The organism is Hyphomicrobium sp. ghe19 (genome assembly GCF_902712875.1).
Lineage (GTDB): Bacteria > Pseudomonadota > Alphaproteobacteria > Rhizobiales > Hyphomicrobiaceae > Hyphomicrobium_B.
Genome location: NZ_LR743509.1, coordinates 1,946,206 through 1,972,165, shown reverse-complemented (window position 1 = coordinate 1,972,165; position 25,960 = coordinate 1,946,206). Strand labels below are relative to the sequence as shown.

The 25,960-nt window shown below is 59.8% G+C and carries 32 protein-coding genes; 19 read left to right on the top strand and 13 right to left on the bottom strand.

Annotated elements, in window-relative coordinates; genetic code table 11:
* The first annotated feature begins 10 nt into the window (after positions 1 to 10).
* From AACL53_RS09410 to AACL53_RS09385, 6 genes are all read left to right on the top strand, one after another.
* Positions 11 to 2,935: a glycosyl hydrolase family 28-related protein gene (locus AACL53_RS09410; protein WP_339084241.1), complete on the top strand. Its 2,925-nt coding sequence runs from the start codon at positions 11 to 13 to the stop codon at positions 2,933 to 2,935.
* 6 nt (positions 2,936 to 2,941) lie between these two features.
* Positions 2,942 to 3,091: a hypothetical protein gene (locus AACL53_RS09405; protein ID WP_339084240.1), complete on the top strand. Its 150-nt coding sequence runs from the start codon at positions 2,942 to 2,944 to the stop codon at positions 3,089 to 3,091.
* Between the two features lie 94 nt (positions 3,092 to 3,185).
* The gene (locus tag AACL53_RS09400) at positions 3,186 to 3,452 is read left to right on the top strand and encodes a hypothetical protein (protein ID WP_339084239.1); all 267 of its coding nucleotides are present in this window, start codon (positions 3,186 to 3,188) and stop codon (positions 3,450 to 3,452) included.
* Between the two features lie 136 nt (positions 3,453 to 3,588).
* Positions 3,589 to 3,813 (top strand): hypothetical protein, encoded by a 225-nt coding sequence (locus tag AACL53_RS09395; RefSeq protein WP_339084238.1) that lies wholly within the window; start codon positions 3,589 to 3,591, stop codon positions 3,811 to 3,813.
* 49 nt (positions 3,814 to 3,862) lie between these two features.
* Positions 3,863 to 4,066 (top strand): hypothetical protein, encoded by a 204-nt coding sequence (locus tag AACL53_RS09390; RefSeq protein ID WP_339084237.1) that lies wholly within the window; start codon positions 3,863 to 3,865, stop codon positions 4,064 to 4,066.
* Entirely contained in the window at positions 4,063 to 4,458 is a 396-nt protein-coding gene (locus AACL53_RS09385) for a hypothetical protein (RefSeq protein ID WP_339084236.1), read from the top strand. The genes AACL53_RS09390 and AACL53_RS09385 overlap by 4 nt, the downstream gene beginning before the upstream one ends.
* A 212-nt stretch (positions 4,459 to 4,670) precedes the next feature.
* On the opposite strand, the gene AACL53_RS09380 is transcribed toward AACL53_RS09385, so the two are convergent.
* The 5 genes from AACL53_RS09380 to AACL53_RS09360 form a co-directional block, all read right to left on the bottom strand.
* On the bottom strand, positions 4,671 to 5,261 hold the full coding sequence (locus AACL53_RS09380; protein ID WP_339084235.1) for a hypothetical protein: 591 nt from the start codon (positions 5,259 to 5,261) through the stop codon (positions 4,671 to 4,673).
* A 41-nt stretch (positions 5,262 to 5,302) separates the two neighbouring features.
* A complete protein-coding gene (locus AACL53_RS09375; RefSeq protein WP_339084234.1) occupies positions 5,303 to 6,241 on the bottom strand; it encodes a recombinase RecT in 939 nt (312 codons plus the stop codon).
* The gene (locus AACL53_RS09370) at positions 6,210 to 6,407 is read right to left on the bottom strand and encodes a hypothetical protein (protein WP_339084233.1); all 198 of its coding nucleotides are present in this window, start codon (positions 6,405 to 6,407) and stop codon (positions 6,210 to 6,212) included. The genes AACL53_RS09375 and AACL53_RS09370 overlap by 32 nt, the downstream gene beginning before the upstream one ends.
* Positions 6,404 to 7,264 carry a PD-(D/E)XK nuclease-like domain-containing protein gene (locus AACL53_RS09365; RefSeq protein ID WP_339084232.1) on the bottom strand — a complete coding sequence of 287 codons (861 nt, stop codon included), beginning with the start codon at positions 7,262 to 7,264 and terminating at the stop codon, positions 6,404 to 6,406. The genes AACL53_RS09370 and AACL53_RS09365 overlap by 4 nt, the downstream gene beginning before the upstream one ends.
* Before the next feature lie 308 nt (positions 7,265 to 7,572).
* Positions 7,573 to 8,097: an XRE family transcriptional regulator gene (locus AACL53_RS09360; protein ID WP_339084231.1), complete on the bottom strand. Its 525-nt coding sequence runs from the start codon at positions 8,095 to 8,097 to the stop codon at positions 7,573 to 7,575.
* Positions 8,098 to 8,358: 261 nt separating this feature from the next.
* On the opposite strand from AACL53_RS09360, the gene AACL53_RS09355 reads away from it, so the two are divergent.
* The 8 genes from AACL53_RS09355 to AACL53_RS09320 all read left to right on the top strand — a co-directional run bounded on the left by AACL53_RS09355 (position 8,359) and on the right by AACL53_RS09320 (position 13,745).
* Positions 8,359 to 8,601, top strand: a complete 243-nt coding sequence (locus tag AACL53_RS09355) for a hypothetical protein (RefSeq protein WP_339084230.1) — start codon at positions 8,359 to 8,361, stop codon at positions 8,599 to 8,601.
* The gene (locus AACL53_RS09350; RefSeq protein WP_339084229.1) at positions 8,598 to 8,810 is read left to right on the top strand and encodes a hypothetical protein; all 213 of its coding nucleotides are present in this window, start codon (positions 8,598 to 8,600) and stop codon (positions 8,808 to 8,810) included. Before AACL53_RS09355 ends, AACL53_RS09350 begins: the two co-directional genes overlap by 4 nt.
* Complete coding sequence (locus tag AACL53_RS09345) at positions 8,807 to 10,225, top strand: DEAD/DEAH box helicase (RefSeq protein WP_339084228.1); 1,419 nt, start codon at positions 8,807 to 8,809, stop codon at positions 10,223 to 10,225. The genes AACL53_RS09350 and AACL53_RS09345 overlap by 4 nt, the downstream gene beginning before the upstream one ends.
* Positions 10,222 to 10,926 carry an HNH endonuclease gene (locus AACL53_RS09340; protein ID WP_339084227.1) on the top strand — a complete coding sequence of 235 codons (705 nt, stop codon included), beginning with the start codon at positions 10,222 to 10,224 and terminating at the stop codon, positions 10,924 to 10,926. Before AACL53_RS09345 ends, AACL53_RS09340 begins: the two co-directional genes overlap by 4 nt.
* Entirely contained in the window at positions 10,871 to 11,323 is a 453-nt protein-coding gene (ssb, locus tag AACL53_RS09335) for a single-stranded DNA-binding protein (RefSeq protein ID WP_339084226.1), read from the top strand. The genes AACL53_RS09340 and ssb overlap by 56 nt, the downstream gene beginning before the upstream one ends.
* A gap of 26 nt (positions 11,324 to 11,349) precedes the next feature.
* Complete coding sequence (locus tag AACL53_RS09330) at positions 11,350 to 11,730, top strand: VRR-NUC domain-containing protein (protein ID WP_339084225.1); 381 nt, start codon at positions 11,350 to 11,352, stop codon at positions 11,728 to 11,730.
* Positions 11,727 to 12,596 (top strand): CHC2 zinc finger domain-containing protein, encoded by an 870-nt coding sequence (locus AACL53_RS09325; RefSeq protein WP_339084223.1) that lies wholly within the window; start codon positions 11,727 to 11,729, stop codon positions 12,594 to 12,596. Before AACL53_RS09330 ends, AACL53_RS09325 begins: the two co-directional genes overlap by 4 nt.
* 240 nt (positions 12,597 to 12,836) lie before the next feature.
* A complete protein-coding gene (locus AACL53_RS09320; protein ID WP_339084222.1) occupies positions 12,837 to 13,745 on the top strand; it encodes a glycosyl hydrolase in 909 nt (302 codons plus the stop codon).
* Here the strand turns inward: AACL53_RS09320 and AACL53_RS09315 are convergent.
* Positions 13,729 to 14,823 (bottom strand): site-specific integrase, encoded by a 1,095-nt coding sequence (locus AACL53_RS09315; protein WP_339084221.1) that lies wholly within the window; start codon positions 14,821 to 14,823, stop codon positions 13,729 to 13,731. The genes AACL53_RS09320 and AACL53_RS09315 overlap by 17 nt on opposite strands.
* Positions 14,824 to 14,950: 127 nt before the next feature.
* Here AACL53_RS09315 and dusA point away from each other — a divergent pair, with 127 nt between their 5' ends.
* The gene (dusA, locus tag AACL53_RS09310) at positions 14,951 to 15,970 is read left to right on the top strand and encodes a tRNA dihydrouridine(20/20a) synthase DusA (RefSeq protein ID WP_339084220.1); all 1,020 of its coding nucleotides are present in this window, start codon (positions 14,951 to 14,953) and stop codon (positions 15,968 to 15,970) included.
* A 10-nt stretch (positions 15,971 to 15,980) separates the two neighbouring features.
* Positions 15,981 to 16,808, top strand: a complete 828-nt coding sequence (locus AACL53_RS09305; RefSeq protein ID WP_339084219.1) for a sulfite exporter TauE/SafE family protein — start codon at positions 15,981 to 15,983, stop codon at positions 16,806 to 16,808.
* Between the two features lie 52 nt (positions 16,809 to 16,860).
* Here AACL53_RS09305 and AACL53_RS09300 read toward each other — a convergent pair whose 3' ends face one another.
* The 4 genes from AACL53_RS09300 to AACL53_RS09285 form a co-directional block, all read right to left on the bottom strand.
* Positions 16,861 to 18,366, bottom strand: coding sequence for a phosphomannomutase/phosphoglucomutase (locus AACL53_RS09300; protein WP_339084218.1), 1,506 nt, complete (start codon positions 18,364 to 18,366; stop codon positions 16,861 to 16,863).
* A gap of 139 nt (positions 18,367 to 18,505) precedes the next feature.
* Positions 18,506 to 19,081, bottom strand: a complete 576-nt coding sequence (locus AACL53_RS09295) for a TIGR02281 family clan AA aspartic protease (RefSeq protein ID WP_339084217.1) — start codon at positions 19,079 to 19,081, stop codon at positions 18,506 to 18,508.
* A 48-nt stretch (positions 19,082 to 19,129) separates the two neighbouring features.
* Complete coding sequence (locus AACL53_RS09290) at positions 19,130 to 19,822, bottom strand: TIGR02281 family clan AA aspartic protease (protein WP_339084216.1); 693 nt, start codon at positions 19,820 to 19,822, stop codon at positions 19,130 to 19,132.
* A gap of 27 nt (positions 19,823 to 19,849) precedes the next feature.
* Positions 19,850 to 21,484, bottom strand: a complete 1,635-nt coding sequence (locus tag AACL53_RS09285) for a HAMP domain-containing sensor histidine kinase (protein ID WP_339084215.1) — start codon at positions 21,482 to 21,484, stop codon at positions 19,850 to 19,852.
* A gap of 121 nt (positions 21,485 to 21,605) precedes the next feature.
* Between AACL53_RS09285 and AACL53_RS09280 the strand changes: the two genes are divergently transcribed.
* Together AACL53_RS09280 and AACL53_RS09275 are read left to right on the top strand one after the other, a co-directional pair.
* Positions 21,606 to 22,196, top strand: a complete 591-nt coding sequence (locus AACL53_RS09280; protein WP_339084214.1) for a thermonuclease family protein — start codon at positions 21,606 to 21,608, stop codon at positions 22,194 to 22,196.
* 5 nt (positions 22,197 to 22,201) lie between these two features.
* Positions 22,202 to 22,813, top strand: coding sequence for a glutathione S-transferase (locus AACL53_RS09275; protein WP_339086922.1), 612 nt, complete (start codon positions 22,202 to 22,204; stop codon positions 22,811 to 22,813).
* 58 nt (positions 22,814 to 22,871) lie between these two features.
* Here the strand turns inward: AACL53_RS09275 and AACL53_RS09270 are convergent, their stop codons facing one another.
* On the bottom strand, positions 22,872 to 23,309 hold the full coding sequence (locus AACL53_RS09270; RefSeq protein ID WP_339084213.1) for a TIGR01244 family sulfur transferase: 438 nt from the start codon (positions 23,307 to 23,309) through the stop codon (positions 22,872 to 22,874).
* A gap of 197 nt (positions 23,310 to 23,506) precedes the next feature.
* On the opposite strand from AACL53_RS09270, the gene AACL53_RS09265 reads away from it, so the two are divergent.
* The gene (locus tag AACL53_RS09265; RefSeq protein ID WP_339086921.1) at positions 23,507 to 24,004 is read left to right on the top strand and encodes an Lrp/AsnC family transcriptional regulator; all 498 of its coding nucleotides are present in this window, start codon (positions 23,507 to 23,509) and stop codon (positions 24,002 to 24,004) included.
* Positions 24,005 to 24,030: 26 nt separating this feature from the next.
* Here the strand turns inward: AACL53_RS09265 and AACL53_RS09260 are convergent, their stop codons facing one another.
* Both AACL53_RS09260 and AACL53_RS09255 read right to left on the bottom strand, forming a co-directional pair.
* Complete coding sequence (locus tag AACL53_RS09260; protein ID WP_339086920.1) at positions 24,031 to 24,927, bottom strand: NAD(P)-dependent oxidoreductase; 897 nt, start codon at positions 24,925 to 24,927, stop codon at positions 24,031 to 24,033.
* 128 nt (positions 24,928 to 25,055) lie between these two features.
* Positions 25,056 to 25,757, bottom strand: a complete 702-nt coding sequence (locus AACL53_RS09255) for a hypothetical protein (RefSeq protein ID WP_339084212.1) — start codon at positions 25,755 to 25,757, stop codon at positions 25,056 to 25,058.
* Positions 25,758 to 25,960: the final 203 nt, after the last annotated feature.

Here is a 25,960-nt window from a genome sequence, read left to right as displayed (position 1 = left end):
CCACCTTACAATGACCGTTTCAAGCGATACCAATAGATCCGGACCTTACTTAGGGAACGGCGTGACGGATCTATTCGAATATGAATTTAAGATCGTGGACGAAACGCATCTTAAGGTGATCCGCACCGAGGGTGGCGTCGAAACGTCTCTGGCGCTCAATATCGACTATACAGTTAGCGGCGTCGGCAATGACGAGGGCGGCAAGATTAGGACCGTCGTCAAGCCGAGCAAGGACCAATCAATCACGATCCTGCCAAATGTCCCTTTCGTGCAGGATATCGACCTGGAAAATCAGGGCGCTTATTACGCTGAAACGGTCGAGCGCGGCCTGGATCTCGCCGTCATGCGCGATCAGCAGCTTGCCGAGAAGATTGATCGGTCCGTCAAAATTCCAGCGTCAGCAGATCCGAGCGAGCTTGACAAGCTTGTCGAGGATATTTTGCGTCTTTCCGATAGCGCCGATAATATCGATGCGGTTGCCGCAATAGCTGGCGACGTTGAAGCCGTCGCCGAGAATATGGCCGGTGTTCTTGCCGCTCCTGGCGCGGCATCGGCGGCAGCTTCTAGCGCAGCGGCTGCGGCTGGAAGTGCAACGGCCGCCGGCAAGTCGGAGACGAAGACGGCAACGTCGGAAACAAATGCGGCCGCTTCGGCATCAGCGGCAGCTTCTAGCGCAGCGGCTGCGGCTGGGGCGTTAGTATTCAAGCAGGCTGGCGCGGGTGCAGTAGACCGCACGTATCAAGCGAAGATGCGCGACGTTGTGAGCTTTAAAGACTTCGGCGTCGTGGGCGATGGGGCCACCGACGACCGCGCGAAGATACTAGCGGCGGTCGGCGCGGGCCTTGGTCCGGTATTCGCCCCTGCTGGCAACTATCATTTGTCTGCGAGCATATCACCGGCAGCGCCCATTTTCTTGATGGGTGCGCTCCTTGACGCGCAGGTCTTCGGTCCTTGCACAGTCGGAATCAGCCGCAACCAATGGTACCAAGACACAACTCGGCAAGCTGCGGATTACACTGGCAACCCGACTTCATACACGTCCCTGTCGAACTTGGCGGGTGCGTATATGCACATGGTCAACGTGGCGGGCTATCAGCAGTTCGTCACGACAGACAGCGGCGGCCGAACTATGGTCGCGGGCTACCATGTAGACGCGCAGCATTCCGGATATGGCGACTATAACCCGTTCTTCGGGACCGTAGGCGTCACAAAGCACGGCACAGCAGCGTCGGCCACGTCGTGGACGGGGCGCAACTCTGCGACAGTGGTTGGCGGCCAGACGGGGGCCAACACAGAACTTGTGAACCTCTATGGGTCCGAGATCGCCCTCAACGACAACGGAAAGAATGATGTCGCTGCGCTCGGGCTTGTCTTAAACTTCGGCCGCACGGGCGCTCGCGCCGCGGGCTACACATCGCCTTACATCGGCGTAAGGCTGCAATCCAGCGCTAGCTCGACTGTCGCAGCGGACGCTGGCTATCAGTTGACCGGCAGTTGGAAAGTCGGACTTGACTTCACCGGCACTGCGTTAACGTCCACTCAATGCGCAATTGCCCTCAAGCAAATGCAACGCCTTTACTTCGACGCTGCCGCGACGGCTGCGCCGTCTAGCTGGTTTGCGGGTGATGGCGGCACCTCTCTGGGCGCGACATACCTTTCTTACAATGGCGGGGCGCTGTTGTCTGTCGTTGGTGGCAACCCGACGATGCAAGTCACGCCAGCACAGGTCACAGTAGCCGGCGCTATCGTCACCACAGGAGATATTGCGCCGACAGTCGACGGCGCTGCCTCCCTCGGTGCCGGAATAAGGGGTTGGAAAAACCTGTTTATCGCGCCCAATGGCACCCTAAACTTCGCCAACAGTGACGTTGTTCTCACGCACGCGGCCGATGTGTTGACGGTTAGTGGCGGTGATCTTCGCGTCGCCACGCCGGGAACTAACGCGGCATCTGTTGTTACAGTCGGCGGCGCTCAGACCCTCGCCAACAAGACGTTTACGGGACTGAAGATTGCTTCGCTTGGCGACGGCACGCCGGGGACGATCAATCTCACTGCCGATGTCTCCGGCACGGGAACTCAGGGTACACAGCATCCCTTTTTCTCGTGGAAGCAAAATACGACACGGCCTGCAGAGCAAGCATCCTTCAGAATTCAAAAAGAAGACTATTACGTAGGCGGTGTTGCGGGCGTTACCAAAAGCGCATTGTGGGTCAATCAGTACGTCGAGTCCGGTGTCGCAGATTATCAATGGGCATTCCTGAGTACCATCACCAATAATGCGACCGCAGGAAACAACGTTGCAATCTATGGTCAGGCTATTAAGCAGAACGCGGGTCCAACGTGGGCTATGGTCGCCCAGGCAATAGACACGTCAAGTGTCACTAACCCGACTGTCGGTCTCTATGGCATCGAAGTCGACATTCAGGCTAACGGCACCGATAACAACAACGCTAGATATGGCATCGATATCATCGGGTTCCGCTCATCGCCGGGAAGCGGTGCCGACGTAGAGATCGGGTATGGCCTCAAAATCGAAGCCGGACTTGCCGACGTTGGCCACGTCAAGTTTAAAAAAGGTATCGCTCTATCTGGTGCTTTCGACAATGCCATCGACCTCACCGCTATCACGGCGGCGACTAATGCGATCGCGTTCCCAAATGGCGCTGTTCTGAACTTCAATAACGGCAACGTCACGCTTACGCATTCGGCCGGCAAGATATTGAACTCTGGCGACTTCGACGTTGCGAGCGGCAAGATCTATCGCGTCAACAACGTCAAGGTGCTCGGCGCGCGTGAGACAGGCTGGACCGCGATGACCAACACCTCCAACAAGGCGACTGCATATGACACGACAACCATCACACTTGCACAGCTAGCTAGTCGCGTGAAAGCGCTGCAGGACGCCTTAGTAACTCATGGACTGATAGGAGCTTAAAGCCACATGGAAGAACTCACGCTGAATAAAGCCGAAATGGCGCAATTGCAGCAGATCCTCTTAGACGTGCCGTTGCGATTTTCCGGTCCTATCGTTGGGCTTCTGCAGGCATCAGAAGCGCGTCAACGTTCCAGCGCTGAACAACCGGCGCAGTAGGGAGCCAATGATTTAGCGGCCTTTGTTGCGTCTAGCCTCCGGATCTGTACAATCGGCATCCGGGGGCTATCCCCGCATAAATCAGGGGCAATGAATGTACTTAAATCAAAACGTCGAATGTCCGACCACGGCGGAACTCGCGCAAGCAAATCTCGATTCATTGCTCGATGCAGGCGAAACCGTTTCGCTCGCAACAATTCCGATCCAAACTGCCGAGATCGTGCGCGCTCTCGCGGGCGGTTCATCCGCTCAAATCGTCGCGACGGATGGCGGCATATACATGATCGTTTGGCAGCATGCGCCGAGCACAAATTTTAAGGTTTTCGCCCTTCACAATACAGGCGGATGCCTTCAGCTTTGAGCCGCAGTGAGAGGCCGCGTCGCGCGGCCTCTTTCGTTCGCTGAAGTATAAGCGTCAACTTTATCCTTGCTATACCCGCCGTTACTATAGGGGCGGGAACCACATGGCACCGAGACGCGCAACAACGGCGGACAATATGAGGGCGGAGTTAGACAAGGTGCATGGCCGCGTCAACAAGCTCAATGACCGCGTTGTCATCCTTGAAACCCAAGGGCCGCACACGAAGGCGTCGCTCGACCGCATCGAGAAGTCAGTAGAACGCCTTAACGGCCACCTCGTCAGGGCAATCTGGATCATCATCGCCCTATTCATCACCGCACTCTGGCGCGTCGCAACAACGAGCGGATTGACAGGAAATTGATGCGCCAACCCTTGCCGACATAGTCATGTGTCAGACAGGGGGGGGCTTAATGATCAGTCTCATTATTCGAATATCGCTGCGGTACGTCGCGGCTTTTCTCATGGCGCGCGGGCTGCTGTCGCCAGACGTAGGCATGACGCTAGCGGCCGATGCCGATGTCATTCAAATGATCGAAGTCGCGCTTGGTGCGCTCGTCGGCGTCGCGGCCGAAGCGTGGCTCTATGCTGAGCGTCAATTCGGGGGTGCGCGATGACTTGGCTTTTCTCACTGCTGACGGGCGGGCTGCTCAATAGCTTTATTGCGCCGCTGGAACGTGCCTATCAGGCGAAGCTGGCAGCCATGACGAACAAGGACAAGCTCGCCGCAGATCAGGCCGTGAAGTTTTACGAGGGGCAAATAGCTCTCGCGACGACTGCCGCACAATACGACAAATGGTGGTCGACGCGGGAACTGATCGGCAAATGCGCGCTGCTCTATGTGGCGAAAATCGTCGTGTGGGATACCGTGCTTGGCTGGGGGATAACGCCTGATCCTGGCCCGCAAGTGAGCGGCATCGTTATGATGGTGATCGGCTTCTATTTCGGTAGCAAGGCGGCGACAGATATTGCCGCGCGCCTGCTGGGTGCCGTCGTCTCGAAGCGTTAGCGTCCAATTACTGTTTAGTCGATCTGCCACCAGCTAACCCGAGTAGCATAATGAAATCGACCGTGGATTTCTTGCGTTCTTCGGTCCATGCGAAATTGCGGACGCGCCGTATCAAGTCGCCGCGTTCCTCGTCGGTCGCGTTGGCTATCTCTTCGCATACTTCCTGCTGACTACGCGGCATGGCTGGGTGATCCTTCTAAACAGATGCGCTGTTAAGCGGCGTTTTGGTTCTCGCGGATGAGCATCACGCACGCCGCGAGATAGTTTATTGCGCCTAGAAGCTCGAACGCAGCCGCGTCGCGCTCGCCTCGCGCAACCATGCCCATTGCTTCCTGGGCCTTCTTCGCTGCTTGACCGGCAGCAAAGCCGGGGCCGTACATGCGGCCAAGCTCCATGATCGGCTGACGTTCGAACGGCCGGCCGTTGGCGTGCCGCTCCTTGCCCTTGCCGCGTGAGGCCTGGGCGTGCGCGTCCTTGAGAACGCTGACCAGAACGTCATACGATCTGTCCGCTTCCAGCTGTTCAGCGCTCGGGTACTGCGGCGGGATCGGCGGCGGCGTGTTGGTGGCCGGTCGCTTAACGAGGTCGTGCATAGGTGGCTCTGCCGAAGCAGCTGGATTGATCCACTCCCTGATGAGGTCGTGCGGTGACGGCAGCGACCCGACGCCTGCGCGGCCATCAAAGAAGTATGAGCGGCCGTCTCCATCCCGCCAAAAATACGTAATCCCGTCGTCGTCACGCTGCATCGGGCCAACGCAATTACCTTCCCGATTGAGATACCATTTGCCTGCTTCGATCCGCATTTTCGTTTCCTCCTGCGATGATTGCGCTGATGCCGGACGCGTTAGATGTCGTCGCTCGGGTTCTCGTCTCTGGTTTCGATGATCTCGCCTGTTTGCAGATCAAACTCCGGTTCGTCGCCCGGAATGAGATCTGCTTGAACGGGCTCGCGATCGATCTCGGCGGACTGCCGCATCACCTTGTGTGCAGCCTTGAGGAGTGCCGCCGCACCGCCCCGCGTCTTCAGCCCTGCCGGTTTCGTCGGTGTCGTGTCGACGGCTTCGGCCTCGATGGTCACGGTATCGTCGGGCCGCTCGGTCGCTTGGTGCAGTTGCTCGTTGCTCGAAGGCAGATATTTTGTCAGTCGTTTGAAGACGGTCTTGCGCGCCATTTCCTCCCAATCGGTCGACCACGGCGTTGATTTGATTTTTTCGGCAATGAACGCCTTCCATCCATCCGAGCGGTCGCGGATGCGATTTACTGCTGCAACCGACATAACCTCGTGGACGATGCCGCCGTCTTTCAACTCGGCCATCGCGTACACAACGCGCACCTCACCGCGTTCGCTGTCGTGGTCGATCTCGTGCGAGATCGGCTCGGCAAGGTTCGTCGGTCGATGGCGGAACGTATCGCCTTGGCGCACGACTTCGACAACGAGCCCTTTAAGTTCGCCGCTCTGATAGGCGAGCTTGAGCAAGCCGCGCATCATCGGCCGGTACTGCGCTTCGCCTTTGTAATCGATCACAAGCGCGGCTTCGCGGCCGTCGAGGATGAGGCCGTCCGCTGCGGCCTTGGTGCAAGCGGCGAGCAACGACTGCGGGTTCTTCACCTTGTCGATATTGCGCGTGAGTGCGATAGCTGTTTGCGCCGTGCGAACGAAGCGCTCGGTCGAGATATGGCCGGGCAACGCCTTGCCAAATTCCGGAGCCATCCTCGCAACGCTATCGCGAAGCGAGAGGGCGGGACGACCGTTAGAGACTGCCGGTACGTTTGAATTGTGCATTGTCGATCTCCACGAGAACAGTGATTGCGCGGTCTTTGAGCAGGGCGGGCGCGTCGGCGGCGACTTGCTCGAGAACCTTGATTGCTAGGCTGAGGTTTTCTTTGCCGGACCGGCGAAAGAAGTGAGACGCGCACCAGAAGCGACGCGTCTGAGTGGCGAGCGTCACGGCGCAAGCTCTGTATCGAGTGGTGACGGGGCTTCTGTCAGTCGGTACGCCCAACGCTTGAAATCAAGCTCCTGGACGCCGCTGCCGTAGCCGGGCCATTCGTTCTTGCGCTGGCACTCGGCGTAAGTTTCGAGCGCTCGCTGCATGATCGCGCGGCCTTCCAGAACGATTGCCGGTGGCAACTCATAAACGCCAAAGGCGTAGGGGCTCGTTTTCTCCCATGCGAGAAACACAAACCCGTTGATGCTCTTGCCGAGAGTGCGCCAGCCTTCCGAATAGAAAGCCTCCTGCGCGTGGTAGCCGTAGTTGGTGACGCTCTTAGCGAAGGCGTCGGGGTGTGCGCTCGCCGTCGACTTAACGTCGACCATGACGCCCAAGTCTTCGCGCCAAAGATCAGGGCGGCAACGGCAGAGCATGCCGGTTTGCTCATCGACCCAATAGCCGGAAGTCTCGACAGACGCGTTCTCGTTGGTGACGATGCCGCTCACGAAGGCGTCGGCGTGGACAGCATCGCGAACTGCAAGCGCGTTATCGTAGTCGCCCGATGTCAGCAGCAGCTTGCCGTCGAGGCGGCACATCTCGGCCACGTCTTTCCACTTGTTGCCGCGTCTATCGTCGGGGCCGCGAACGACTTTCTTCTCGAACAGGTTCGGTTCAAGGATCGCAAGGTGGCAGGCTTCGCCCATGTCGAAAGCGTTCGTTTCCTTGCGCTCTCCGAATTTGAAGTGTGCGGGCGACTTCTCGTGGATCGTCCACAGGCCGGACTTCGAAATGCCGGGGCCTGAGTGGTAAGCCTCGTTGGGGATGCCCTCGTAAATGCCGGGCGTGATGTCGTCCTTGACTTTGGGGATCGTCATGATGATGCGCGTCCATTGCTATGCGTTGCGATAAGCGCAACACTAGGCGCAACGCAGCGCAGCAGTCAAGCGGCGCGGTGCGATCTAAAAAATAAATCGCAACGACGTTGACAGAAACGCATCGTTAATGTTGTTATCGCACCATGGCGCAGACAGGGGAGACCCGACAGAAGCCACAACAGCCGCATCAATGGCGTGCGGACGGCGCGGGGGTAAGGCTGCTAATTCCCTGCGCGATTTTAAGCTCGGCGGCGGGGGCCACGAGCAGAGGGCCGACGACCAGTTGCGGGGTCGTCGGCCTTCAATGTTTATGGAATGATCGTAAGAACGGGCGTCGCAGTTTGCAGATCAAACTCCTTCACCTTGCCGTCAATGGTGACGACGCGGGCTTCGCCGGTTTTCCTGGCGCGTTCTATCTTGGCAAGGATTTGATCCCCGGCAAAATTCCGGCAGATCGACAACGCTCCGATAGATGCCGAATCAACGTCGTCGGTGGGACAGAACAATACGACTGCATCATCCATCACGGTAAGCGGGCCGGACAAAGCACGAATTTGCGCAGCAAGAACGCGCGGAACGGCATCGATCGCTGACCGCGCTCTGTCTATCACCGAATGGGGTAGCGGTCGCGGTTCAGGCAGTCGTTCGATCTGACCGTGTTCGTTGATGGTCGCAACGAGCAAGATCGGCGTATATTCTCCGTCGATGGTAACGCCGGCATGCTTGAGAACTTCGCTGATAGGCGCGCCGATAAATTGAGCGATGGCGGCAGCTTCATCCCGCTGCATTCGCCGCTGTCCAGTCAGCATGCGAGACACGGCGGATGGGTCCATACCATGCTCTCTGGCGAACGCTCTGTATGACGTTCGTTTTTCAGCGAATCTGGTGCGAAACCACTCGCTGTCGATCTGTGCAGTATCTGCCATTTTCTTATACGCGACCCTGTTTGATGCGTTTTAGTGTTGCACTTACCGCAACAACTTACAAGCCCCATGGCCCCCTCCTTGGTTACGTTGTGATGTAATGCGAGCGATGCTTAACGATGCTTGACGATGCGAGAAGCGCAACGTATGTTGCGATTATCGCACTGATAAATGGTCAAGCTCGTGAAACAAACCCCCGATTTCTCCACGCCCTGGCGACGAGTTTTTTTTAAATTTGGTATGTCCCAGTCGGCATTCGCCCGCGCGATTGATCGCCATCGCTCCAAGGTTAGTCGTGACCTTAAAGACGAAGAAGGACTGATTAGCGGCCGCGATCAGAAACGACTCCTTGTCGTCGCTAAAGAATTAAAGGTCGTACTGTCTTCGAGCGATCTGACGCCGGGGCGCAAATGAGCGCCGCGCCGCGACTGAGCATCAGCGAGCAAGCCGAATATGTCGATGCGCTGGTGATGCGTTGTCATCCATACGCCGGTGGCAACGCTGGCCCGACGTTGCTGTCATTGGAAGTCGTCGACATCGAAGTCTTGCGCGAACTGGCTGCGAGGCTCAAGCGCATGGCCCCGCACGAGGCGGACATCAAGCGCATGGTGGTCGGGCGATGATTACGCTGCGGCCGGACCAGGAAGACGTTCGCACGAAGCTGCGCGTCGCGCTGCGCGAGCACGGTTCCGTGCTGACGTTCGCGCCGACCGGGTTCGGCAAAACGGTTCTGGCGGCGGACCTGATCAAGCGCATTTTCGACGCTAAAAAGCGCGTTATCTTTTGCGTCCATCGCGTCGACCTGATCACGCAAACCGCGAAGACATTTTATAAGTTCGGCATCCCGTTCTCCTACATCGCGGCCGGCCATCACTGCAATCCGCATCACCGCGTTTTTATCGCCTCGATTGCGACGCTGAAAAATCGGCTCGGGAAATATCAGGCCGATTACATCATGGTCGACGAAGCTCATCTGAGCATCGCGAGCGGTTGGGCAAAGGTCGCGCTCCACTACAAAGGTGAGGGTTCAAAGCTCATCGGCCTGACCGGTTCGCCCGAACGTCTGGACGGCAAGCCTCTGGGCGACGTGTGGGATACGATGGTCATGGGTCCGTCTGTCCGGTGGCTGATCGAGAATGGCCACCTGTCACGCTACCGCGCCTTCTCTCCTGCCGGGCTCGATCTGACCGGGCTGCGCACGCGGGGCGGCGAATACGTCTCGTCTGATCTCGATAGCCTGATGTCAGGGAAAGGCGTTCTTTCAAACGCCGTGAAGCATTGGCGAAGCAAGGCGCAAGGCAAGCGCACAATCGCGTTCTCGCCGTCCATCGATAGCGCTGAGCGGCTTGCCGCAGAGTTTCGCGCCGCTGGTGTCATGGCTGTTGCGCTCGATGGCGAGACTGCGCAGGCGGACCGGCGCGCGGCATTCGTCGGCTTCGCGGACCGGCAGATAGACATCATCGTCAACTGTCAGCTTTTCTGCGAGGGCTTCGATCTCGCGGCGCAAGTCGACCGGCCGGTTACGATTGAATGCGTTCTCGACAACTCGCCAACGCAATCGCTCGCTCGGCATTTGCAGAAGCACGGTCGCGGGCTTCGCCAGGATGGAACGGGTGCGCCGCATATCCTGCTCGATATGGTCGGCGGATTTGCCAAGCCGAACCTTGGCCTGCCCGATGAAGATCGCGAATGGTCGCTCGAGGGCCGCAAGAAGAAAAAGCGCGAAGTCGAATTGTTCGTCTGCCCGACGTGCTTCGCGGCGCATCAGCCTGCTCCGAAGTGTCCCGAGTGTGGGCACGTCTATGACAAGAAGCCTCAAGGCATGGGCGGCGGTCGCGAACTCGACGAGGTCGACGGCGAATTGCAAGAGGTCGACGTTGAAGCGATCCGCCGCGAACGCAAACGCGAACAGGCGGAAGCGAAGACATTAGACGCTCTCGTCTCGCTCGCAACGGCGCGCGGGTACAAGCGGCCGGAAGCGTGGGCCGCTCATATTTTCACGGCGCGACAGGTCAGGGATGAAAGGGGCGGGCGGTGAAGGTTTCAAACCAACTCATCAAGGAAGAGGCGCAACGTCTTTTCGATTATCGCGACGGCATGCTTTACTGGCGACATGCTGCATCCGGCCAACGAAAGGACGGACGCGCGGTCACTCGCCGTGGAGCGCAATCGGAGCGCAATATATATTACGCCAAAATTGGCGGAAAATTATTCACGGCGCATTATCTCGTCTGGAATTGGCACCACGGTATTACGAACAATAACCTCCGATTTGACGACGGCAATCCGGGAAATTTCCGGATTGAAAATCTCGTCGAAGTTACTGCTGAAAATTTTGCGCTCCAATTGCGCTCTACGAAATACCGCTGCCCATGCTGCGAGCAACGTGTTCCGCAGCCGACCGTCGACGTTATAGCGCACGCTGCTGGTTTGTCGCCACTGCAAGAGGCGATCTTGCGCGCGGTGTGGTCGGGCAAGGGCCGCTCGGTTCAACCGGAAACGATCTTTAGCGAAATGTACGCGGACGATCCGGACGGCGGTCCGAGCGCGTCGAAAATGTATTCCGCGTTCAAGGTGGCGCTTTGCCATCTGAGAGGGAAGTTAGTTGGAACGGGCGTATCGATTGAAAATGTTGGCTATCGCCAGGGGTATCGCTTGGTGATGAAAGAAGCAGGGGGATTAAATGGCGGGTTATCTCAACAAGGTGCAGATCATTGGGAACGTGGGGCAAGACCCTGACTTCCGCGATGTGAGCACAAGTCAGCGCGTCGCAAACCTCTCCATCGCGACAACTGAAAGCTGGAAGGACAAGGCGACCGGCGAGAAAAAAGAACGCACCGAATGGCATCGCGTCACGGTCTGGAATGACGGGCTCGTCAGCGTCATCGAGAAGTACGTCAAGAAGGGCAGCAAGATTTTCGTCGAGGGCGCGCTGCAAACGCGCAAGTGGAAGGATAAGGAAGGCAACGACCGTTACACGACGGAAGTTAACCTGACCGGCTTCGATGCGAAGCTGATCCTGCTGGGCGATAACGGCGGCGGGCGCGGCATGTCCGACGCGAACGATAATGCTAGCCGTCCACAAGCGCCGCAAGATCCGGCGCAGGTCGGCATCGACGACGAAATTCCGTTCTGAGGTCGGCCGTGGCTGAAGCAGACTTAATGCGAAGACTACAAGCCCGCGCGTCGACACTCGGCGCGCGGCTTTTCCGTCAGCAGGTAGGCATGGCGTGGATTGGTCGCGTCGAGCAGGGCTATCCCGGCCGGCTCGTTACGCTCGGCTCGGGTGACGTTGTGGTCCGCAAGGCGCGGCCATTCCGTGCTGGCGTCGAAGGAATGTCAGACTTAGGTGGCTGGGTTCCCGTCGTCGTAACGGCCGATATGGTCGGGTCGACGGTGGCCGTTTACGCACAGGTCGAGGTCAAGACGGACAAGGGCCGGGCGTCGCCCGAACAGCTTGCCTGGATCGAGGCCGTATCGAAGGCGGGCGGGCGGGCGGGCATCGCCAGAAACGACGACGACTTGACGGGAATATTGGCATGATCTCCGACACCGATCTGATCCGGCGCGAAGTCTCGCTTGCGGAAACAGCGGAGCGCTTCGGTGTCCCGCTGGTCAAGGACGGCGACGAGTGGGTTGCGCCGTGCCCGTTCCACGAAGAAGATACGCCTTCGTTTACGATCTTCCACGGACGGGATCGCGTGCAGCGGATGCACTGCTTCGGCTGCGGCGCGAAAGGCGACGTGCTGGATTTTGTCCGGCATATTAAACGGGTCGATCTCCCTGGCGCGATCCGCATTCTGAAGGGTGAAGCGGCGGGGCCGAACATCGCACCGCGTCACGTCGAAGTGCGAGACGTATATGCTGGTATCGTTCCCGTCGATCCGGTCGACGAGATCGAACCGGGCAAGCGAGTGACGCTCTACAATCCAAAGCGCGCTGGCACTGAGCGCGAAGTTGGGTCGTTCGTGCCGTCGATGGTCTTCCCGTATCGTCGCGAAGACGGCTCGCTGTTCGGCTATGTGCTGCGCCATGACCTGCCTGACGGCAAAAAAGAAACGCCGATGGTGATGTGGGTTCGCTTGCCGAACGGGCTCGAGACGTGGTGCCGTTTCCCGTTCCCTAAGCCGCGCCCACTGTACGGGCTCGAAGATTTGGGCGCGGGGCAAGTGATCGTTGCTGAAGGCGAGAAATGCCGCGACGCTCTGGTGAAGGCCACCGGCCGCACTGTTGTGTCATGGGCTGGCGGCACGGAGGGTGCGAAGCATACGGATTGGTCGCCGCTCAAGGGGCGCGGCGTGATCGTTTGGCCGGATTCCGATGCGCCTGGGCGTGGCACGGGTGACGGCATCGCGGGCATCCTGACGGATCAGGGCTGCACTGTTCGCGTCATGGGCCGCAAAAAATAAACGAGCCGCAGCCCGGCTCATTCCGCGCTGCGGCCCACTTACCGGTTTGCTCCGATTACATAGGCATCAATGACACCCCCCCATGAGGCGAAACCTATGCCGCTCTGCGCGGACGATCAAAGCCATGTTTCACCTATCCACCCTGGCCGGATAGGTTGAGAGAAGCCGCCTCTGGGGTGTTCTCTGGCTCAACTATTGGCGGGCGATGGTTGTCGCGGTTCAATCATCGGAGATCCGCGAATGACAATCCGCCTCGATATGCCCGCTATGCGCGGGCTATTCCCGAAAGCGCCTGATGCAGTTCTGAAAGATTTCGTCGACAAGCAGGACAAGATCCTGGGACCGGCCGGCATCAACCACACGCGCAACCGGCTCAAGTTTTTCATGGCGAACATCGAGCACGAAGTTGACGGGTTCACGATCAAGAACCTGACGGAGAATATCAACTACACGGCGGCGCGCATGGCCGCCGTCTGGCCGAACCGCTTCGCGGACGCGGCTGCTGTGCGTGCGAAGTACGGCACCAAAAGCGGCTGGCAGAAACGCGCGTTCGACGACATCTATGGCAACCGGATGGGCAACAGGCCCGGCAGTGAGGATGGCTCGCGTTTCATCGGGCGCGGCGGACCGCAGATCACTGGTCGCGACGGTTACGAAAAGGTCGGCGCGCTGGCGAAGCTGCCGCTCGAAGACAAGCCTGAGCTTGCCGCGAAGTACGACAACCAAGCAGCCGTGTCGGCGGCGTTCTGGACGTGGAAGCGCATGAACGCTAAGGCCGATACGGGCGATTTCATTGGCTGCGTGCGGCTATGGAACGGCGGCACGAACGGGCTTGCGGACCGGCGCGCGCGCATGGCCGGTAACGAGGCAATCATCAATCGCCTGCCGGGCTCGCCTCCTACGTCACTGCCGGGCAAGGACGTGATCGACGGGGCGACGGAGAAGGAACGCCGGGCGCTGGCCTGTGGCGGCGGCGGTGCTGTCGCTGGTGGTGCGGCTGAAGGCGCGAAGCAAACCGGCACTGTCTCCGAAGGCAGCTTGCCGAAGTTCGTCACTTATCCGCTGATCGCGACCGGCGTCTGCATCGTTCTCGTCGCTGCGGTGCTGATCATCAAGAAGCGCAAGGACATCATCAAGAACTGGTACTGACGAGCGGGCTGGTAACGGTCTCGTTCCATTTCCAGCCAGCATATTTGTCTCCCGCCTGCCGTAGGTGAGTGTATCGCTGCAAGCTCTGCCAGGAGCGATGGCCTGACACTGCGGCGGCGCGGGGGATAGACGTGCCGATCTCGAACAGGCGCGACACGCCGTCGTGGCGTAGGTCGTGAAAGTGCAAATCCTCAATGCCGAGCATCTTGCAGGCGCGCGTGAATGCCGCGCTGATCGCGTCGGTGGAGTACGGGAATATTCGCTCTCCTGTCTTCGGCATTGCTTGAATGATGCGGAGCGCGGGCTCGGGAAGATCGCACCAAACATTGTTGCCGATTTTCTCGCCGGGGTTCTTCATGTTTCGCACCATGACCCGCGAGCCCTGCACGTCTAGGTCATCCCAAAGGATGCGGGTCATTTCCTCCTGCCGCCGCGTCGAGAAGATCGCGAACGCGACAACGTAGTGCATCGGGCACGAACGAGGGCGGCGGCGGTGGCTCTCCTGAAAGTGCGCCATGAGCTTGTCCAGTTCGTCGAGCGTCGGGCGGCGGTCGCGTTCCATCGACTTGCCGGTGTAGCCGAGCCGCTTTCCTACGGTGAAAGCATCCTTCATTGCCTGGGCGTCTAAACGGTATCCCCAAGCGGGGCCTGCTATGGCGAAGACTGCCGCCAAGTGGCTGAGATAGTTCGCGACGGTCTGGGGCTTCCTGCCTTTCGCTAGCTCCTTCGATAGCGAGACAATATCGGACGAATTGATCAGGTGGCATTCCTTGGCGGCGATGCTGTAGACCTTGATTGATCTAAGAACCTGGGCCTTCGTGCGGCCGATCTCCTTCAGGCTGTCGGTCGTGTATTTGTCGATGGCATCGGCCAGCGTCACCTTGGGCGCATTCGCGCGCTCGATCTCTCCCGGCCGGTCAAGCTCGGCTTCGCGTTTCTCGATCCATGCGACAGCGGCGGCGCGACGCTCGAACGTCTTGCTCTCCCGGTGTATGACGAGGCTGGCACGTTTGATTATGATTTTTGCCATAAACGCAGTTGTGCCGTTACTGCGGGCGCGGGCTAGAATGGTTCCCATTGCGGTATTACACGGCTCCCTCGGTGTTACCTTGTAATACTAGCGTATCTTAAACGGGGTGCAATGATGTGAAAGCAGCATCAATGAGCATGGTAAACGGCAACAGCCACAACGGATTTCATCGTTAATGTCAAATAAGTCAGCAATTTACGCGCATCACCGATTCAGTATCGCGCCAATGATGGATTGGACTGACAGGCATTGCCGCGTCTTCCACCGTGGGCTGACGAAGCGTGCGCTGCTTTACACCGAGATGGTGACGGCGGATGCCGTCATCCGCGGCGATCGTCAGCGCCTGCTTGGCTTCTCCCCCATAGAGCATCCGATCGCTTTGCAGCTCGGAGGATCCGACACGGCAAAGCTCGCCGAAGCAGCGAGCATCGGCGCCGAGCTTGGCTATGACGAAATCAACCTCAATATTGGATGCCCTTCGGACCGCGTTCAGGAAGGCCGCTTCGGCGCGTGCCTTATGGCCGAACCCGAACTCGTCGCCGCATGCGTTTCGGCGATGCGCGCGAGCCAGCCCGTTCCCGTGACGGTCAAGTGCCGTATCGGCATTGACGAACAGGATGCAGAAGCCGACCTCCAGCGCTTTGTCGACGTCGTAGCGGCAACCGGAGTCAGCACGTTCATCGTGCACGCGCGCAAGGCGTGGCTGAAAGGATTGTCGCCGAAAGAGAACCGGGAAATTCCGCCCCTCGATTATCAACGCGTCTACCGTTTAAAGGCGCGCCATCCCGAACTGACGATCGTCATCAATGGCGGCATCGAAACGCTCGATGACGCTGGCCGTCATCTGGATCACGTCGACGGTGTCATGCTCGGCCGCGCCGCTTATCAAAATCCTTTCATTCTCGCAGACGTCGATAGCCGGATATTCGGCGAGAATTCCGCTGCGCCTTCACGGGGAGAAGCGCTCTCCAAACTCATTCCTTACGCGGAACGCCATATCCAAAACGGCGGACGCTTGTCGAACATCACCAAGCACATACTCGGCATCTATCATGGCCAGCCGCGCGGACGCGCGTTCCGTCGCCTGCTGAGCGAGCGAGTGACGGATCCGTCCGCCACGGTCGACGTGCTGCGGGATGCGATTGCTCTTGCCGAGCACGGCCTCGGCCGCGAAGACCAGTCCGACGCGGCGTGAGGCAACCAGCATGCCCGCCGCCATATCGATGGAATATCTGATCGCGTTGCTGGCGCTCCTCGCAGTCGCGGGACTCCTCGCTGGGTTTCTGTCAGGCCTGCTCGGCATCGGCGGCGGCGGCGTTCTCGTGCCTGTGCTCTACGAAGCCTTCGGCGTGGTGGGCGTTCCCGAGGACGTCAGAATGCACGTCACGCTCGGGACGACGCTCGGCGTCATTGCGCCGACAGTGTTTCGATCCTTCTCAGCATTTCGGGCGCGAGGAAGCGTCGATCTCGACGTTGTGAAACGCATGGGGCCATGGATCGTCCTCGGCGTGATCGCGGGCATCGTCATTGCGTATTATGCCAGCAGCGAAGCACTCCGCTGGATCTGGGTCGTCTTCGGCACGGCACTCGCCGCGAAAATGTTTCTCGGCAGGGATGATTGGCAGATTGCCGACAAGCTTCCCCGGCCGCCGTGGCTCGAGGGCGCGGCAGGCATCATCGGCCTCGTCTCGACGCTGATGGGAATAGGCGGCGCGACATTCACCGTTCCGCTGCTCACGCTTTACGGCATGCCGCTGCTGAGAGCCGTCGGAACCGCGACCGGTATCGGAACGGTCATCGCCGTTCCCGGCATCGCCGGGTATATCATTTCGGGTTGGGGCGAAGCGGACTTGCCGCCGCTATCGCTGGGCTACGTCAACCTCGGTGCGTGCGTTATCGCCCCGCTCGCGGTGTTGACGGCACCCTTGGGCGTGAAGGTCGCGCACGGCATTTCGAAACGGACGCTCGAACTCGCGTTCGCGGTCTTCATCTCGACCGTCGTCGCCCGCTTCCTTTGGACATTGATGCACTGATCTTTCGCGCCGGCGGCCGGCTCCGCGCAAGCGGAGTCGCCGGGCGCAAAGGTCAGACAGCGATCTTCTGATTGTATTCGCCGACCTCGGGGAAGCGCGCGAGCTGCTGGTCGATGTCCTTGAAGATCGCCTTCATGTTCGCTTCCGACGTCGGGCTTTCGACGACGACGACGAGTTCCGGCTTGTTCGAGGAGGCGCGAACGAGGCCCCACGTGCCGTCTTCCAGCATCACGCGCACGCCATTGACGGTGATGAGATCGCGGATCGCCTGTCCGGCGACGTGTCCGCCGCTTTCCTGCTGGCGCTTGTAGTGTTCAGTGATGCGATCGACGACATTGTACTTCTTCTCGTCGTCGCAATGGGGCGACATGGTCGGCGAGCCATAAGTCTTCGGTAGCGAGTCACGCAGATCGGCGACCGTCTTGCCCGGATTGCGATCGAGCATGTCGCAAACGGCGATGGCCGAAACGAGCCCGTCATCGTAGCCCCGGCCGAGCGGCTCATTGAAGAAGAAGTGGCCCGACTTCTCGAAGCCGACGAGCGTCTTGTGCTCGAAGTTATAGCGCTTGATGTAGCTGTGACCCGTCTTCCAGTAGGCCGTCGTCGCGCCGTTGGCGATCAGCACCGGGTCCGTCGAGAAAAGCCCCGTCGATTTTACGTCGACCACGAACTTCGCGTTCTTGTAGATCGCTGAAAGATCGCGAGCCAGCATCACGCCGACCTTGTCCGCGAAGATCTCATGCCCGTCGTTGGCAACGACGCCGCAACGATCGCCGTCGCCGTCGAAGGCAAGCCCGACATCCGCGCCGGTTTCGATCACCTTCGCCGAAACGGCGTGAAGCATTTTCATGTCTTCGGGATTGGGATTGTGGTTCGGGAAGTTGTAGTCGAGGTCGGTGTTGAGAGGCACGACTTCGCAGCCGATCGCCTCGAGCACTTGCGGCGCGAACGCGCCCGCCGTGCCATTGCCGCTCGCGCAGACGACTTTGAGACGGCGTTTGAGCTTCGGACGATCCGTCAACGATTTGATGTAGCGCTCGGCCAAATCCGGCACGAAGATATACCGGCCGCCTGTCTTCGGCTCGAACTCGCCGTTGAGGACGATGGACTTCAATTCCGACATGTCGTCGGGCCCAAACGTCAGTGGACGCGACAATCCCATCTTGATGCCGGTCCAGCCGTTGTCGTTATGGCTCGCGGTCACCATGGCGACGCCTTCGACGTCGAGAGCGAACTGCGCGAAGTACGCCATCGGCGAAAGGGCCAATCCGATATCGTGAACTTCGCAGCCGCCGGCCAAGAGGCCGGTCATGAGCGCCTGTTTGACGGCCGCGGAATACGACCGGTAATCGTGGCCGACCACGAGACGCTTCGGAACCCCGCGCCGGGCGAAGAGGGTCGCCATGCCGAGCCCGACGGCATTGAGGCCCATGAGGTTGATTTCTTGCGGATAGAGCCACCGCGCATCGTATTCGCGAAAACCTGTCGGCTTGACGAGGGGCAGGCGCTCAAAGTCGGCGGTATTCGGCTTCAGGTCGGCGCGTGGCTTCGGCAACATATGCCTCTCCTCGAACGTGATTCATTCGGGGAACCTAACGCGCTGAGACCAGGGCGGGGTTCCGGGTTGCGCTCTATCAGCAATGTTGAGGGCGGAATAGTGGAATAGTGGACCGTAAAATTGCGGCAATGAGGAATTGTTACTCTTGCAGCACGAGCGTTCCACCGCGCATTTCGACACGGGATAGCCGCCCCAGAAACGACATGCCGAGCAGCGTCCGTTCGGACGCGCCACGCTCCGACACGACCCCGGCCACGTTCCGTACCGTTATGTCGCCGATGCTGATGCGCGGAATTGTGACAGGCGCGACGCGGGCTGTACCGTTGGCCGTCTGGGCGGTGTGGGTGAAATCCGAGGGCTTCACGACAATGCCGGCCCGGCGCGCATCGTCGTAAGTCAGCGCGACGAGGGAAGCACCGGTGTCGACCATCACATCGATATCGCGCCCGTTGATGTCGGCCTCGGCCCGGAAGTGCCCATAGTCGCCGGCGGGCAATGTCACGGTGCCGGGTTGAACGCGTGTTGCTTCCTGGGCGTCGAGGACGGGGTCATCGCTTTGACCGGCCGGGGTCGGCATCGACAGACCCGATGTCGCCTTCGCATGATCGAACGCCGAGACGAGAACGCCGGGATGCGTCAGCGTATATGCGAGGCCCGCTGCTCCGACGGCTGCGAGCGCGAAGGAACCGAAGAGGCTGACCGTTGCCGATGACATTCCAGACGCTCCTGTTCAAGAGAGCAGTTCAAGATCGCGATCGGCGTTCTACTGCCGAAGCGTCGCAAAATTTGCCGAGAGCTCAACAGACGCTAAACGTCTTAAAAAACTTGTACCGAGCAGGTTTTCGTTAAGAGTTCCGGGACGCGCGACGAGCGCTTCGACGTCGTCGATCGCCACGGGCCCGATGCGCACCGACTTCAAACGAACGGGGGCGAGATAGCTCGTTCCGTTCGCCGTTTTGAGAGGTGTATCGAAAGCAAGATTGCTGATATCGATGCCCGCCTTCTCGGCGTCGGATTGCCGGAGCACGACCGTCGCCGACCCATTGTCGATCCGCATCGTCATCGCTTGTCCGTTGACTTCGGAATTGGCGAAAAAAGTGCCGTCGTCGGTTCGGCGGATGCGTACGGATGCCGGCGCATCCCGCCTTGTCGGAGCGGCGTCTGCTGCAGCGGTTGCGCCAGCAAAGAGGTCTGCGAGGACCAGCGGCATGCTCTTATTGAAAGCCCCGGCGACGAGCACGGCGCCCGAGATGCAGGCGGCGAGCGTCGGCCACAAAGCAAGCCGCCGTTCTCCGCGATGATTGAGCAGCGTCGCCATATAGATCGCGACGAGTATCGCAATCACCGTCGCGGCGATCGGCAAATCTGGAACGGCATCGAGCTTCACGCCGCCGAAAACGGTCGCGGCGAGAAGCGAGCCGAGACCCAGAATGACCACGAGCAGAAAGCCGAGCATCAACGCCGAACCTCAAACGCAAAACAACTATCGAGCATCGCCCGCAACCCGGTAGGCGACTTGATCGGGGACACCGGCCGGGGCCATGCGCATGCGCGGCTGGCGCGCCGGACGCGGCGCGGGATCGCGGTGACGCTCCTGCCCAAGCGGCTGCAACGGCGCAATGGCATGGAGCACGCGCTGCGGCGGAAGCGTCACGGTAACTTCCGTTCCCTTGCGCAATTCCGACTGAAGATCGAACGTGCCGCCATGCAAATGGATGAGGTTTTGCACGATCGGAAGTCCGAGACCCGTTCCGCCCTCGGCCGTTTCATGCGCGAGCGAGCCCTGGCCGAAGGCCTGGAGAACGCGCGGAATTTCTTCCTTGGGAATGCCGGGGCCGGTATCCGAGACAGTCAGAAACTGTCCGCCATCCTGCGTGTGACCCACGATCAGCGTGATGCGGCCACCCTTCGGCGTGAACTTCAGTGCGTTCGACAGCAGATTGAGACAGATCTGACGGAGCGCCCGCGGATCGGCCCAGATATGCGGCAAGTCCGGAGCAAAATCTTCGACGATCGCAAGGGTTTTCGCGTCGGCCTTGATCTTGACGAGGCGCTGGCAATCCTCGGCGATGTCCGTGAGACGCATCGTCTCCTCGTGCAGATCGTAGCGGCCCGCTTCGATGCGCGAAAGATCGAGGATCTCGTTGATGATGCAGAGGAGATGGTCACCGCTCTGATAAATGCTGCGCGCATAATCGCGGTAAATATCGTTGCCGATCGGTCCCAGCAGCTCTTTTTCCATGACTTCGGAAAAACCCATGATCGCATTGAGCGGCGTGCGAAGCTCATGGCTCATGGTCGCGAGAAAGCGCGATTTGGCTTTGTTGGCAGCCTCGGCGCGGCGGCGCGCTTCGTCCGAAATGGCGCTCGCTTCCTCGAGTTCCGAGATAAGGTTGTCTTTCTCGGCGCGGAACTCCACCATCGCGAGCGCCGTCGAGTGCAATCCGCGCGCGAGATAGACGAAGAACACATGGATGCCGATCGCCATCGAGGCGAGCGCGAAATAGAACGGATCGCCGAGCGTGAACAGCCGGCCAGCGACCGCGACAGTCATCGGAACGGTGCCCGCGAGGAAAAGGCGGGGGAGTGTCGACGCGAACGTCATCCGGATCGCCAGCACCACCATCAACGTCGCGAAAATGAAGACATGCGAGGAGAATGTCGCCGGCGACGCGCTTTCGGTGTTGTGGATCGTGATGCCGATGAGTGCGAAAGCCGCCAACGCGAAACCGTTGACGAGTTCGATGCGGTTGAAATGGCGGCGCCACTGACCGACGTTGACTTCGGTGCGCGGAATGGAAAGCAGCCGCCGGCACTGGTCGAGCATGTAGACACGGGAGATGGAAACGATGGCGATCCACGTCGTCGCTTCCGTGAACGACGCCCAGAACATCGACGTGATGTAAAAGATGAAGCAAAGCGCCGGCATCGCGAAGGGCGCGCTCGTCTCGTTGCGCGCGAACATCGTGAGCAGTTCGTATTCGAATTCCGGCTTATGGACGGTGCCGTGCGTAAGCTTATCCCGGAATGATTTGAGGTCATCCCGTGAACGGCCTCGTCGCGCCGGGCGAGCTGGCATTTCAGCTGCCGGTTCGACGCTATCGGCGTTATCGTCCATACCGCGAGTCGCGTCCTTTAGATGAGGTCGCACGGAGGTTGTGCCGCGCACCGCCTGTAAATTGGCGTCAATTTGTTAAAGCAAGACTTAAAGTCTCGCGGAATTGGCTGAGGGGTTCGTTATGCAACTTATGCCGCCGAAGCGGCGGCGGGCGTCCCCGAAGCGCCCTATATACGCCACTGTAAAGCCCTGGCGGGCTTATGTAAGGCTCGGATTGACGTTAACGCTGGCGGCGGTCGCCATTTTTATGGGCCGCGACCATTGGCGCTTGCGCCACACCCAGTACGAACCGTTCCCGGCGAGCGTCAGCGGCGCCGCCCGGCCAATCGATGGCGACAGCCTGTTCGTGGGTGGAAACGAGGTGCGGCTTCAGGGATTAGATGCGCCCGAGGGTCGCCAGACCTGTTCGCGGGGCGGCCTGACATGGAACTGCGGCGAGGAGGCCAAGCGCGAGCTCGCGCACGCGATCGGCGGGGAGATCGTCACATGCAACGTCAGCGAACGAGATCGGTATGGCCGGCTTCTCGCTCGCTGCATTGCCGGTGGCCGCGATATCAATTCCAGTATGGTGCGGGCAGGCATGGCGGTCGCCTTCGGGGGCTATAACGACGAAGAAGCCGATGCCCGGTCGTCGCGACGCGGCGTCTGGTCCGGCGAATTCGAAGCGCCGCAACGATGGCGTGCGCAGCACAATCCCCAAGACGCGAGGTAATGAAGTTGCGGATCATCGAAACACATGCAGCACCAAGCCCTAGGCGCGTGAATATCTTCCTCGCCGAGAAGGGCATCGTGGTCCCGCGGGAAGAACTGAACATGATGACGGACGATTTGACGACGGGCGACTTCGCGAAGCTCAATCCCTGGGCTCGCGTGCCGGTCCTCATTCTCGATGATGGCCGCGCGATCTCCGAGACCGTCGCCATCTGCCGCTATTTCGAAGAGATCACTCCGGAACCGGCGCTGTTCGGCATTGGGCCGGTCGGCAAGGCCGAAGTCGAGATGTGGAACAGGCGCATCGAGATCGGATTATTCAATGCGGTTTTTGCCGTCTTCAGGCATTTGCACCCCAAGATGGCGCATCTCGAGGTGCCGCAAGTCGCGGCGTGGGGCGAAGCCAACAAGGACAAGGTCGCCCGCGAACTGACCCGTATCGACGCGCGCTTGGCCGAGAGCCGGTTTGTGGCGGGCGACACGTATTCGATTGCCGACATAACGGCGCTCGTCGCGATCGACTTCATGAAACCGGCGCGCCTCGGTCAGCCGGAGGGTTTCAGCAACGTGATGCGCTGGCATCGCGAAGTCTCGGCAAGACCGAGCGCTCGCGCTTGACTTCTCGCGCTCGGCGGCCGGCTCCCCGGAGGGGAGTCGCCGAGCGCAATCAAAAAGCTTACCCTTCCCCGCGATGGGCCTGCGCCTCGAGATCGTCGCGAATGAGCCGGAGATCGAAGCCGCCGGCTCCAACAGTAGAAAGCACCTCGTCGACGGGATGTGATCGCGCCGTCGCAGCAGCCCAGACAATGGCGGCCCGCTGGCCGGACGCGCAATAGGCGAGCGTGCGGCCGCCCGATGCGAATTCCTTCGCCGCGAGGTCCACGACATCGTCCTTGAAGAGGTCCTGCCGCGTGACCGGGATCTGCACGTAGTCGAGACCCGAGCGGTGGGCGGCGGCTTCGGCTTCAGTGCTCGGAATTTGGTCGCGAGCCTCGTTGTCCGGGCGGAAGTTGATCACTTTGTCGAAGCCAAGCGACTTGACCTCCGCGAAGTCCTCTTCGTCCAGCCAACCGCTTATGGCGACGCTGTCAGAGATGGGCCTGATGGGGTGCATCGAGAAAATCCAAGAACCGTTATTGCCGAGGGGGAAGCACCATACATGTGGGAGACACCTTGCCCGATCAAGGTGCAATGTCGTTCAAACGAAAAAAAATGCTAATTCCCTCATTGACACCGGCAAATTAGAAAATATTAATTTCAAAATAGCAGATTACGCAAAATCATGTTTCTTGATCGAAGGGCGGTCGAATGTTGGATGAAATGGACGTTAAGATCCTGCGCCTTCTCCAGCAGGACTGCACTCGCCCGGTAGCCGACATCGGCAAAGAGGTCGGATTATCGACCACACCGTGCTGGCGCCGTGTTCAAAAACTCGAGGAATCGGGAGTCATCCAGCGCCGCGTCGCGATACTGGACGCGCAGCAGGTGAACGCGGGAGTGATGGTGTTCGTGTCCATCAAGACGGACAAGCACTCGCTGACGTGGCTCGAGAAGTTCCACGAAGCCGTCGCCGAATTTCCCGAGGTCGTCGAATTCTACCGCATGTCGGGAGACATCGACTATCTGCTCCGCGTCGCGGTCCCCGACATCGCTGCCTACGACGCTTTCTACAAGAAGCTCATTTCCCGCGTCGACATCGCCAAGGTCTCATCGGCTTTTGCGATGGAGCAGATCAAATATACGACCGCATTGCCGCTGCAGTTCGCGATCACCGAACGATCGTCGAAGAGCGAACGGGCGGAGGTATAAGTCGCACGCGAGAAACAAAACCTTTCTCAAGTTTCTTTTTTCGCATCGAGCCGGGCGATGAGGCTCGATGTATCCCAGCGGCGTCCGCCGAGTTCCTGAACCTCGGCGTAAAATCGATCGACGAGTTTGGTCACCGTCAGATCGGCGCCGTTCGCCTGAGCCTCATCGAAGCAGATCGCGAGATCCTTCCGCATCCAGTCCACGGCAAAGCCGAAGTCGAACTTGCGCGCGTGCATCGTCTGCCAGCGGTTCTCCATCTGCCAGGACTGCGCCGCGCCTTTCGAGATCGTTTCGATCAACGCTTGGATGTCGAGACCTGCACACTCCGCGAAATGAATGGATTCGGCCAACCCCTGAACGAGGCCTGCAATGGCGATCTGGTTCGCCATCTTGGCGAGTTGCCCCGATCCCGACGGCCCGAGAAGCCGAGCGCTGCGCGCGTAGTTCTTGATGAAGGGCTCAGCGACCGCGAAGGCAGCCTCGTCGCCGCCGGCCATCACCGTCAGCGTCCCGTTCTCGGCGCCTGACTGCCCACCCGATACCGGACAATCGAGAAATTTGAATCCCCTCGTCTCCGCGATCTCCGACAATTCGCGCGCGACCTTCGCAGAAGCCGTCGTGTGATCGATGTAAATCGCGCCGGGTCTGAGCGTTGAAAAGGCGCCGTCCGGCCCAATCGTGACGCTCCGCACGTCGTCGTCGTTGCCGACGCAGGCGAATACGGCATCGCAGTCGCGCGCAGCTTCCGCGGGTGTTGCGGCGATGGCTCCCCCGAACTGCTCTTTCCACTTCTCGGCCTTGGCAGACGTCCGATTGTAGACGACGACGTCGTGGCCGCCGCGCGTTTTGAGATAACCCGCCATGGGATACCCCATGACACCGAGCCCCAGCCACGCAACCTTCGCCATGTTGTGATTTCCCATCTGCGCCAATCGACCGGGGAGAGCGGCCCACGCGGAGCGCGGCTCGACCTCTGCGGCTGATGGCAAAAAGAAGCTCCGGAATCAACAGAGATCGTGGGCAGCCGGAATGATGCGATCGCGAGTGCGTATTAATAGTGGCCTTCGCGACGCCATCGCCCGTACCTGTCAAATCCGCGCACAGGGAGCCCACTCGCAATACACACGAGACCTTCGCGGGCATCGGGCCTGCAGTCGATGTGTTTGTTGGCGGCGGTGCGCCAATGGGCGAACTCGGGGCCGAAGCGATCCGCGACCTTGCTGCGCCACGCCTGGATGGCCGCACTCCGCGCATCGTGCTCGCGGATTTCGTAAGGAACATTGCTGTCGGGCGCACTGGCGCGCACTTCGACGCGAGGCATTCCCTGATCGTAATCGCTTGGGGGAGGAGCCTCGGCAGCACCGCGCGTTGGCGGATCTTGTCCATCGCCGGATGGCGGCGCGTCCGCATCATCGTCGTTGTCGTCTGCGCCGGATGGAGCATTCCCACGCTCGTCCCGGTTGTCGCTCCGATAGTCGTCCCGATAAGCGGGCGCCACGCTCCTATCGTCAGTTGGCGGTCGTTCAGCAGCGCCACCGTCGTCGTTGCCGGACGGATCAACGGCATTGTTTTGCGGGATCGCCTGGCCGCCGCCACCGGCGTTGTTCGGCGACCCGTAGGGACCATACTCGAATCTCCGGCCCGTCGGGGCTGTGCTCGAGCTGACAGGATCGGCGAGTGACGGGTTTGCTGTGAGAACGGCGGCAAGAATGACGGCTATGGCAAAAACCGTCTTAGCGTGCAGGCCAGCCATGCAATATCTCCGCAGCAGAAGTCACAGACATATTGAATTCCGCGCTCGCAATTGAAACGGACCCTACCTGAGCGGACGCTGAACGGTATAACGCCTCGGCCTCGGCTCTCCCGCGCTAAAACATTTCGCAAAATGCGCTGAGGGCCAACCGCGTGCCAGTGTGATACCGAGTGTGATAAGACCTGCAAAACTGATCAAACCTG